Source organism: Pseudomonas sp. NFACC04-2 (assembly GCF_900119265.1).
Classification (GTDB): Bacteria; Pseudomonadota; Gammaproteobacteria; order Pseudomonadales; family Pseudomonadaceae; genus Aquipseudomonas; species Aquipseudomonas fluorescens_AA.
This window is the reverse complement of record NZ_FPJC01000047.1, coordinates 1-10378: the sequence shown is the minus strand read 5'-3', so window position 1 is coordinate 10378 and position 10378 is coordinate 1. Positions and strand designations below refer to the sequence as shown.

At 61.2% G+C, this 10378-nt stretch carries 8 protein-coding genes and 2 tRNA genes; 6 read left to right on the top strand and 4 right to left on the bottom strand.

Annotation, left to right across the window (positions count from 1 at the left end; translation table 11 throughout):
• Window positions 1-659 precede the first annotated feature (659 nt).
• Window positions 660-1025 carry a DUF6124 family protein gene (locus BT125_RS28125; protein WP_072412419.1) on the top strand — a complete coding sequence of 122 codons (366 nt, stop codon included), beginning with the start codon at window positions 660-662 and terminating at the stop codon, window positions 1023-1025.
• 63 nt (window positions 1026-1088) lie between these two features.
• On the opposite strand, the gene BT125_RS28120 is transcribed toward BT125_RS28125, so the two are convergent.
• From BT125_RS28120 to BT125_RS28105, 4 genes are all read right to left on the bottom strand, one after another.
• On the bottom strand, window positions 1089-2435 hold the full coding sequence (locus BT125_RS28120; RefSeq protein WP_072412417.1) for a sigma-54-dependent transcriptional regulator: 1347 nt from the start codon (window positions 2433-2435) through the stop codon (window positions 1089-1091).
• Complete coding sequence (locus BT125_RS28115; protein ID WP_072412415.1) at window positions 2432-4021, bottom strand: ATP-binding protein; 1590 nt, start codon at window positions 4019-4021, stop codon at window positions 2432-2434. Before BT125_RS28115 ends, BT125_RS28120 begins: the two co-directional genes overlap by 4 nt.
• The gene (locus BT125_RS28110) at window positions 4011-4244 is read right to left on the bottom strand and encodes a PP0621 family protein (RefSeq protein WP_072412414.1); all 234 of its coding nucleotides are present in this window, start codon (window positions 4242-4244) and stop codon (window positions 4011-4013) included. Before BT125_RS28110 ends, BT125_RS28115 begins: the two co-directional genes overlap by 11 nt.
• 125 nt (window positions 4245-4369) lie before the next feature.
• Window positions 4370-5386 (bottom strand): outer membrane protein assembly factor BamD, encoded by a 1017-nt coding sequence (locus BT125_RS28105; protein WP_072412413.1) that lies wholly within the window; start codon window positions 5384-5386, stop codon window positions 4370-4372.
• 150 nt (window positions 5387-5536) lie between these two features.
• Here BT125_RS28105 and rluD point away from each other — a divergent pair, with 150 nt between their 5' ends.
• The 5 genes from rluD to BT125_RS28080 all read left to right on the top strand — a co-directional run bounded on the left by rluD (window position 5537) and on the right by BT125_RS28080 (window position 10374).
• Entirely contained in the window at window positions 5537-6499 is a 963-nt protein-coding gene (gene rluD, locus BT125_RS28100) for a 23S rRNA pseudouridine(1911/1915/1917) synthase RluD (protein ID WP_060740571.1), read from the top strand.
• Window positions 6496-7221 (top strand): peptidoglycan editing factor PgeF, encoded by a 726-nt coding sequence (gene pgeF / locus BT125_RS28095; protein WP_072412412.1) that lies wholly within the window; start codon window positions 6496-6498, stop codon window positions 7219-7221. Before rluD ends, pgeF begins: the two co-directional genes overlap by 4 nt.
• A gap of 129 nt (window positions 7222-7350) precedes the next feature.
• On the top strand, window positions 7351-9915 hold the full coding sequence (gene clpB / locus BT125_RS28090) for an ATP-dependent chaperone ClpB (protein WP_053125348.1): 2565 nt from the start codon (window positions 7351-7353) through the stop codon (window positions 9913-9915).
• A 299-nt stretch (window positions 9916-10214) separates the two neighbouring features.
• Window positions 10215-10290: transfer RNA gene (locus tag BT125_RS28085), tRNA-Asn, on the top strand.
• A 7-nt stretch (window positions 10291-10297) separates the two neighbouring features.
• Window positions 10298-10374: transfer RNA gene (locus BT125_RS28080), tRNA-Pro, on the top strand.
• Window positions 10375-10378 lie beyond the last annotated feature (4 nt).

Sequence of the window (10378 nt, the reverse complement as noted above, 5' to 3'; positions counted from 1 at the left end):
GAGGCGGCCTTATAGCCGACCTGGCTCTTCCGGTCCTAGTGCGATCCCATTGTGGGAGCGAGCTTGCTCGCGAAGGCGATGGCACAGTCGATGAATATGTTGAATGCTCCGGCCTCTTCGCGAGCAAGCCCGCTCCCACAGGAGAAACGCGATCACCCAGAACCAGGTCGGCTATCAGGCCGCCTCGCGGTGGACGTTGATCTCGGAGCCCCGTTAACCACGATGGCCGAACGCAGGTATTGCGTAGTGGGCATCCCGGCATGGATGCCGGGATAGCCGCGCTGGGCCATGGATGGCCCTTCGCGGCGGGCCCACGGAGCAATGCCGGAGTGAGGGCACACCGAGCCAAAGCGAGGTGCCAAGTGGTGGGGCAGAAGCGTTTTGCTTACTTTTGCGCTTCTCAAAAGTGAGCCGCCGTCAGGGCGGAACCGCCAGCGGCCGCAACCGCAGAAACGGATATACACACCACCCTCACAGTCAACCAGGCTTTTGTGGGAATGGTCGGACAAAAATTTGATTCAAAAAGAATTTTCCGACGAGTTCTGGCGGTTGCCGGGTGGGAAGAACTCTGGCTAACCTTTCCCGGTCGCTGCCAATTCAGCGTCCGGGCGTCGCGGCCCGAAAAACTTGGTAATCCATTCCCTCTTTGGAGTACCGCAATGAGTGACAAACCCCTACCACCTTCAGAAACCAATAACGCTTCTCCTGACTCCAGCCTTAACCCAAAAGGGCTTGATGAAGCCGCCAAACGCGCCCTCGACTATTACCTCGGCCCAAAGCCCGAAGCCAAAAAGAAACCCGCCTCAAACCAGCTATTCACTGTCGTGGACGGCATCGACACCGAATGCCTCCTCACCAACCTCAGCGAAACCCTGGCCTCAGCCAACGCCACGATCAGCGACCTGGCCTTCGAACTTGAAGGCTCGCGACGGCATGTTGCCTTGGGGGTACAGCAGTTGATTGAGCTGAGTGAATTACTGGCCAATCGTGTGCTGGACGAGCGGGTACCAGTGCCGGAGGGCTAGAGAGCTGTGGCGAGGGAGCAAGCTCCATCGCCACAGGTTAAGTAGGGGCTTGAGGACCGCGCTTTAATCCAGCCCCAACTTCTTCAACCGATACCGCATCGACCGAAACGACAACTTCAACCGCTGCGCCGCCGCCGTGCGGTTCCAGCGGGTTTCCTCCAGGGCTTGGAGGATGAGTTTACGTTCGACGTCTTCGAGGTAGTCTTCCAAGTTGTCGACCTGCATCAAGTCGGGGTTGCCCGCCTCAGTGCTGCCATTGCCCTCGGCCAGGCGCAGGTCCTCGGCTTCGATCTGCTGGTGTTCGCAAAGGGTGTGGGCGCGCTCGAGCATGTTCTCCAGTTCCCGCACATTACCTGGGAAACGATAGTGACGAAGGGCCTCCAGGGCCTGGGGATGGAGCTTCACTGCCGGACTGCCGGTGCTGGCCGCCAGCCGCTGAAGCATGTGATTGACCAGCGGTTCGATGTCTTCGCGGCGTTCGCGCAAGGGCGGGACGCGCAATTCGATGACATTCAGCCGGTAATACAGATCCTGGCGAAAGCGCCCGGCGGCCACTTCGCCGTCCAGATCCTTGTGGGTGGCGCAGAGGATTCGCACATCCACCACTTCCTCTTGCTGGCCGCCCACGGCGCGCACGGCCTTTTCCTGGATGGCTCGCAACAGCTTGACCTGCATTGCCAGGGGCAGGTCGGCCACTTCATCGAGGAACAAGGTTCCGCCATGAGCCGCCTGGAACAGTCCGGGCTTGTCTTCGATGGCGCCGCTGAAGCTGCCTTTGCGGTGGCCAAAGAACTCGCTTTCCATCAATTCAGTGGGAATCGCCCCACAGTTGACCGGCACAAAGCTCTGGTTGGCACGGGGGCCTTGTTCGTGGATCAGCCGGGCGACCAGTTCCTTGCCGCAGCCTGATTCCCCACTGATGTACACCGGTGCCTGGCTGCGGGCGAGCTTTTCGATCTGTTTGCGCACGTTGCGCATTGGCGGCGAGTCGCCCAGCAGGCAGCGCTCGATGGTGCTGGGCGGTGTGGCGACCGGAGGCAGGCGCAGGGCGCTGGTGACCAGTTCCCGCAGCCGACCCAGGTCGACCGGCTTGGTCAGGAAATCGAAGGCGCCGGCCTTGAGGGCGTCGATGGCGGTTTCCAGGCTGCCATAGGCGGTGATCATCGCCACGGGCAGCTGTGGATAACGTTGCTGGATGTGCTGCACCAGCTCCAGGCCGGTGCCATCGGGCAGGCGCATGTCGGTCAGGCACAGGTCGAAGGCATCCCCTGTCAGCAAGGCTTGGGCCTCGGCAAGGTTCTTGGCGCTGCGGGTGTCGAGTTTCATCCGGCCCAGGGTGATGTCCAGGAGTTCGCGGATGTCCGGTTCGTCATCGACGATCAGGATTCGTTGCCGTGAGCGATTATTCAAAGCTGTTTCCGTCCGTGAGCAAAGGTGATGCGAAAGCAACCGCCGCCTTGGCGTGGTTTGAAGTCTAGGCGGGCTTGATTGCTTTCGCACAGCTCACGGGACAGATAGAGCCCTAGGCCGGTGCCCTGGCTACTGGTGGTGAAGAAGGGTTCGAACAAATGCGCCTGCTGATCGGGTGATACACCGGGGCCGTTGTCGATGATGTCCAGTGTCGACAGCTGGCTGTGGGGGTCGATGAACAGTTTCAACCAGGCCTGTGCCTGTTCATGGGCCATTGCGCTGTGGCGCCAGGCGTTGCGCAGCAGGTTGTCGAGTACCTGGGTGAGCTGGTCGGGGTCCATCAGCGTGGTGTAGTCCCCCGGGTCGATGCTCAAGTGCAATCGCTGGTGTTCGGCCATGCTTTCGCGGGCCTGCCGGACGAATTGGTCGAGCCAGGTGCGCAGGTCGAGGCGCTGGGGTGTGGTTTGTTGGCGGCGAGACAGCTGCAGAACGTTTTCAATGACGCGATTCATTCGTTGGGAGTGATCTTGAATAATCTGCGTCAGACGTCGATCCGCGTCGTTCAGTTCCTCGGATTCGCGCAGCAATTGCGCCGCGTGACTGATGGCGCCCAAGGGGTTGCGGATTTCATGGGCGATACCGGCAGTAAGGCGTCCGAGGGACGCGAGTTTCAACTGCTGGGCCTGCTGGGCAACCTGGGCCAGGTCTTCAAGGAACACCAGAATTTGCTGCTGATCGTGATGCCCCAGGGCGATGAAGCTCGGTTGCAGGGTCAGGCCCGTGCCGGTAACGGTCAGGCTGGACGGGCGCAGGCTGGGGTTGTTTCGCCACAATTGCAGGCGTTCGACCAGGGCGGTGGAGTAATCGTCGAGCTGCTGGCCGACCAGATCGTGCATGCCCAGCAGGTTCAGCGCGCTTTCGTTGGCCAATTGCACCCGGCGCTCACGGTCAAGCACCAGGATACCGGTGCGCATGCGTTGCAGGATCAAGGCGTTGAGCGCCTCCAGGCCGATCACTTCGCTGGCTCGTTGCTCAGCCAGGGTTTCGCTGGCTTCCAGGCGTCGGGTCAGGCCTTGCACCAGCAGCGCGGCGGCAAAGCACAGTGCCCCGAGGGTGCCGGCCTGCAAATAGCTGCTGGGACGGTTCGAGTCGCTCAAGCCAAGAAACAAGCTCGATCCGACGATGCCGAGGGTGGCAACGGCCGCGATCAACAGGCCGATCCGGCCTCGCAGCAGCGTGTTGCCGATGGCCACCGAGACAATGAGCAGGTTGCCGATGGCACTGGGCACGCCGCCGGCTGCGAAAAACAGCCACGAAAGCAACAGCACGTCGGTGAGGGCCAGGCCGAACAGCCGGGCAGGGCGGCGCGTGTTCTCAAGGAACACCACCAGCAGGATGTTCAGCACCAGGTACAACCAGCTGCCGCTGCGCAGCAGGTCGTCGTCGGCGAACTCCAGCAGGCGGTTGTCCATGTTGCTGGAGATCAGCAGCACCAGGGTGATGCCGATACTCAGGCGGTACAGGTGATAGAGGCGCAGCAGGCGCTGCGTCTGTTTGACGCGTGGGCTTGAGGCCTCAGCGCTCACGATTGCCCGGGCCTTGCTCGAGATGAGCCTGGCTGCAATACCATTGTTGTTCGAGGGCTAGCGCCCGGTCACGGGGCAGGTGTACGCCGCATTGGGCGCAGCGCACCATGGGCGGTGCGTCCTGCTCCGGAGTGGAGCGCGATGCCCGGGGGCCGCTTTTCACCCCGCGAAAGATCCATATGGCGGCGGCAACGACAGCGAACAAGATCAATAAACGAAGCATGATAGGCGGCTTTCTGGCGAGTGATCAGGCAGTTTAGCCAAGGACTGGAACGGCGCACAGCGCAATAAAGGCCAGGCACAAAAAAGGGAGACCGCTGGGTCTCCCTGTTTACTGATGCCTTGGCCTCAGTCGAACATGCCGAAGGTCATGTAGCTGAACCAGGAACGGTCGGTGGACTCGTTCTCGGGCTCTTCTTCTTCGATCACGTCGCCATTTTCATCTTTGGGCTTGAGTTCGTTCGGGATGGCTTCCTTGGCATCCTGGAATTGACGTTGTACGTCCTGGTTAGCGCGGGTTTCGCCCGGCGGCAGCGGTGGACGGGATTCGATCAGGCCCAGGGTCGCCTTGCTCAGCCACGAACGGTTGTCTGCTTCGTCGACCCGTGGGGTGAACTGGCCATCGACCAACGACGGGTGATCCGGGTAGTTCAGCTTGAGGGTTTCCAGGCTGGTGGCCGCCAGGTCGTCCAGGTGCAGGCGCTGGTAGGCTTCGGTCATCACCGCCAGGCCATCACCCACCGAAGGGGTTTCCTGGAAGTTTTCCACCACGTAGCGGCCACGGTTGGCGGCGGCGACGTAGGCCTGACGGGTCAGGTAGTAGTCGGCCACGTGGATTTCGTAGGAAGCCAGCAGGTTGCGCAGGTAGATCATGCGCTGCTTGGCGTCCGGCGAGTAGCGGCTGTTGGGGAAGCGGCTGGTCAGTTGGGCGAACTCGTTGTAGGAGTCGCGCGCGGCGCCCGGGTCACGCTTGGTCATGTCCAGCGGCAGGAAGCGCGCCAGCAGGCCGACGTCCTGGTCGAAGGAGGTCAGGCCCTTGAGGTAATAGGCGTAATCGACGTTCGGGTGCTGCGGGTGCAGACGAATGAAACGCTCGGCGGCGGACTTGGCGGCTTCCGGCTCGGCGTTCTTGTAGTTGGCGTAGATCAACTCCAATTGGGCCTGATCGGCGTAGCGACCGAACGGATACCGCGACTCCAGCGCCTTCAGCTTGGCGGTGGCGCTGGTATAGCTGTTGTTATCCAGGTCGTTCTGCGCCTGTTGGTACAGTTCGACTTCGCTCAGGTTTTCGTCTACGACTTCCTTCGACGAGCAAGCAGCAGTCAATGCGAGGATGGCGATCAGCAGCAGGTGTTTCACTTGCATGGCGGCTTGCGTCCCTATGACGGCCGCTGTCTTGGGCGGGGCCGTCCTGTTATGATGAGCGCCCCGTTGAAAGCCTCGGGGCAAAAGACGCCGTATTTAACCACAAGCGCGCAGCCGAAACCAAAGGCTGTGCCGACGCCCAGTCCGAGCATGTCCGATAAAATAGAACTTCGCGCAGAGGTGCCGTCCGAATTGGGCGGCCAACGCCTCGATCAAGTCGCCGCACAACTCTTTGCCGAGCACTCTCGCTCGCGCCTTTCCGCCTGGATCAAGGATGGCCGCCTGACTGTGGATGGGGCGGTGATTCGTCCGCGCGACATCGTCCATGGCGGCGCCATCCTAGAACTGACTGCCGAGCAGGAGGCCCAGGGAGAATGGGTCGCCCAAGACATTGCCCTGGACATCGTCTATGAAGACGATGACATCCTGGTGATCAACAAGCCTGCGGGCCTGGTGGTGCACCCGGCGGCCGGTCATGCCGACGGCACGCTGCTCAACGCCTTGCTTCACCACGTACCGGACATCGTCAATGTGCCCCGTGCCGGCATCGTGCATCGCCTGGACAAGGACACCACCGGCCTGATGGTGGTGGCCAAGACCATCCAGGCGCAGACACAGCTGGTCACACAGCTGCAAAGCCGCAGTGTCAGCCGCATCTATGAATGCATCGTGATCGGGGTCGTCACCGCCGGTGGCAAGATCAACGCCCCGATCGGTCGTCACGGCCAGCAGCGCCAGCGCATGGCGGTGATGGAAGGTGGCAAGCAGGCGGTCAGCCACTATCGTGTGCTGGAGCGTTTCCGTTCCCACACCCACGTGCGGGTCAAGCTGGAAACCGGTCGTACCCACCAGATCCGTGTGCACATGGCCCACATCAACTTCCCGTTGGTGGGCGACCCGGCCTATGGCGGTCGTTTCCGCATTCCGCCAGCCGCCAGCCAGACCATGGTCGAATCGCTGAAGAATTTTCCGCGCCAGGCGCTGCACGCGCGTTTCCTGGAACTTGATCATCCGACGACCGGCAAACGCATGAGCTGGGAATCGCCGTTGCCGGATGATTTCGTCTGGCTGCTGACGTTGCTCAAGCAGGACCGCGAGGCGTTCGTCGGATGAGTGCCTGGCTGACACCCGACTGGCCCGCGCCGGCCCGGGTCAAGGCCTGCGTCACCACCCGCGAGGGCGGCGTCAGCCTGGCGCCGTTCGACAGCCTTAACCTGGGCGACCATGTGGGCGACGACCCCTCCGCCGTCGCCGAAAACCGCCGTCGTCTCATTGATCAATTCGTCATCACTCCGGCCTGGCTGCAGCAGGTCCACGGCATTGCCGTGGCCGAGGCTGACCCGACCCGGGTGGCGACCGCCGATGCCAGTTGGACCGCCACGCCGGGTATCGCTTGCACCGCAATGACCGCCGATTGCCTGCCGGTGCTGTTCTGCAACCTTGCCGGCACCCGCGTCGCGGCGGCCCATGCCGGTTGGCGTGGGCTGGCGAACGGTGTGCTGGAAGCCACCCTCGACAGCCTAGCCGTGCCGGCGAATGAAATCCTGGCCTGGCTCGGCCCGGCCATCGGGCCGCAAGCGTTCGAAGTCGGGCCGGAAGTGCGTGAAGCCTTCACCGCGCAACTGCCTGAAGCGGTAAAAGCCTTTGCCGCGAGCCCCAATACCGGCAAGTTCCTCGCCGACATCTATCAGTTGGCCCGCTTGCGGCTGGCGGCGCGCGGTGTCAGCGCGGTGTACGGTGGCGGCCTCTGCACCGTGAACGACCCACGTTTCTTTTCCTACCGGCGCAACCCGCGCACCGGTCGCTTTGCCTCGCTGATCTGGATCGAGCGCTAGACTTCCCTGATCTGCATCAAGGCTGCGCTGCTTGAAACTTCCAGAATCGACCACATCTATAAGGGTATCTGGCAGGTTTCTTCATTCAGGATGTGTTTAGGTCCGGCCTGCTCAAAAGGAAGGTGACCCATGCGTATTGATCGTTTAACCAGCAAATTACAATTGGCCCTGTCCGACGCCCAGTCCCTGGCCGTCGGCCTGGACCATCCCGGTATCGAACCGGCGCATTTGATGCAAGCCATGCTCGAACAGCAGGGCGGCTCCATCAAACCCCTGTTGATGCAGGTCGGCTTTGACGTCAACAGCCTTCGCAAAGAACTGGCCAAGGAGCTCGACCAGTTACCCAAGATCCAGAATCCGACCGGTGACGTAAACATGTCCCAGGATCTGGCGCGACTGCTCAACCAGGCCGACCGCCTGGCCCAGCAGAAGGGTGACCAGTTCATTTCCAGCGAATTGGTGCTGCTCGCCGCCATGGACGAGAACAGCAAGCTCGGCAAGTTGCTGCTCGGCCAGGGCGTGAGCAAGAAGGCCCTGGAAAATGCCATCAACAACCTGCGTGGCGGCGAAGCGGTCAACGACGCCAACCACGAGGAATCCCGGCAGGCGCTGGACAAATATACCGTCGACCTGACCAAGCGCGCCGAGGAAGGCAAGCTCGACCCGGTGATCGGTCGCGACGATGAAATCCGCCGCACAATCCAGGTGCTGCAGCGCCGCACCAAGAACAACCCGGTGCTGATCGGTGAGCCAGGCGTGGGTAAAACTGCCATTGCCGAGGGCCTGGCCCAGCGGATTATCAACGGCGAAGTGCCGGACGGTCTCAAGGGCAAGCGCCTGTTGTCCCTGGACATGGGGGCCTTGATCGCCGGTGCCAAGTACCGTGGCGAGTTCGAAGAACGGCTCAAGGCCTTGCTCAATGAACTGTCCAAGCAGGAAGGGCAGATCATCCTGTTCATCGACGAACTGCACACCATGGTCGGTGCGGGCAAGGGCGAGGGTTCGATGGACGCCGGCAACATGCTCAAGCCTGCATTGGCCCGGGGCGAGTTGCACTGCGTCGGCGCGACCACGCTCAACGAGTACCGCCAATATATAGAGAAGGATGCGGCGCTGGAGCGGCGCTTCCAGAAAGTGCTGGTGGAGGAGCCGAGCGAAGAAGACACCATCGCCATCCTGCGCGGCCTTAAAGAACGCTACGAAGTTCACCACAAGGTGGCGATCACCGATGGCGCGATCATCGCCGCGGCCAAGCTCAGCCACCGCTACATCACCGACCGTCAATTGCCGGACAAGGCCATCGACTTGATCGACGAGGCGGCCAGCCGCATCCGCATGGAAATCGACTCCAAGCCCGAAGTGCTGGATCGGTTGGAGCGGCGCCTGATCCAGCTCAAGGTCGAGTCCCAGGCACTGAAGAAAGAAAGCGACGAAGCGGCGAAGAAACGTCTGGAAAGGTTGCAGGAAGAAATCGTTCGTCACGAGCGTGAGTATTCCGACCTTGAGGAAATCTGGAACTCGGAGAAAGCCGAAGTCCAGGGCTCGGCGCAGATCCAGCAAAAGATCGAACAGTCCCGTCAGGAACTGGAAGCGGCTCGCCGCAAAGGCGACCTCAACCGCATGGCCGAGCTGCAGTACGGGGTGATCCCGGACCTGGAGCGCAGCCTGCAAATGGTCGATCAGCACGGCAAGAGCGAAAACCAGTTGCTGCGCAGCAAGGTCACCGAGGAAGAAATCGCCGAAGTGGTGTCCAAGTGGACCGGCATTCCGGTCTCGAAAATGCTCGAGGGCGAGCGCGACAAGCTGCTGAAGATGGAAAGCCTGCTACACCAGCGCGTGATTGGCCAGGAAGAAGCGGTAGTGGCGGTCTCCAACGCTGTGCGCCGGTCCCGCGCGGGGTTGTCGGACCCTAATCGTCCGAGCGGCTCGTTCATGTTCCTCGGCCCGACCGGCGTCGGTAAAACCGAGCTGTGCAAGGCGCTGGCCGAGTTCCTCTTCGACACGGAAGAGGCCATGGTGCGCATCGACATGTCCGAGTTCATGGAGAAACATTCCGTGGCACGGCTGATCGGTGCGCCACCGGGTTATGTCGGCTATGAAGAGGGCGGTTACCTGACCGAGGCTGTGCGTCGCAAGCCGTACTCGGTGATCCTGCTCGATGAGGTCGAGAAGGCGCACCCGGATGTGTTCAATATCCTGCTGCAAGTGCTGGAGGATGGGCGCCTGACCGACAGCCACGGGCGCACGGTGGACTTCCGCAACACGGTGATCGTGATGACCTCCAACCTGGGCTCGACACAGATCCAGGAGTTGGTGGGCGACCGTGAGGCGCAGCGCGCGGCGGTAATGGACGCGATCTCTACCCACTTCCGCCCGGAATTCATCAACCGGGTCGACGAAGTGGTGATCTTCGAGCCGCTGGCCCGGGATCAGATTGCCGGCATTACCGAGATCCAGTTGGGTCGTCTGCGCAGCCGCCTCACCGAGCGCGAGCTGAAGCTGCAGTTGAGCGACGAGGCCTTGGACAAGTTGATCGCCGTGGGTTACGACCCGGTCTACGGCGCGCGGCCGCTCAAACGAGCGATCCAGCGCTGGATCGAAAACCCGCTGGCGCAGCTGATTCTGTCCGGGCGCTTCATGCCGGGCGAAACCGTGACCGGTACGGTGGAAAACGACGAAATCGTCTTCAACTGAAGGTCGGCTCTGCCGACGCTGGAAATGGCCTTGCCTTGCAAGGCCATTTTTTTCATCAGGCCGTTGAACTCAAAGGAAAAGGCTTGTAAAGTGCGCCCCGCAGTACGTCACCCCAAGGGCGACTTCTCACTGAGAAGGAATCCAAAATAAGTTGCAAATCATTGTCTTGAAAGCAATTTAAGGGGTTGACAGAGGTTTTGAAGATTGTAGAATAGCGCGCCTCAGACACACGAACGCAGCGATGCGTAAGGGTAGAAGAGGTTGAAGCTAGCTTCAATGTTGTAGCTTGAAATATCAGTTCCGTGATAGCTCAGTCGGTAGAGCAAATGACTGTTAATCATTGGGTCCCAGGTTCGAGTCCTGGTCACGGAGCCATTTCAATCGGGGTATAGCGCAGTCCGGTAGCGCGCCTGCTTTGGGAGCAGGATGTCAGGAGTTCGAATCCCCTTACCCCGACCATATT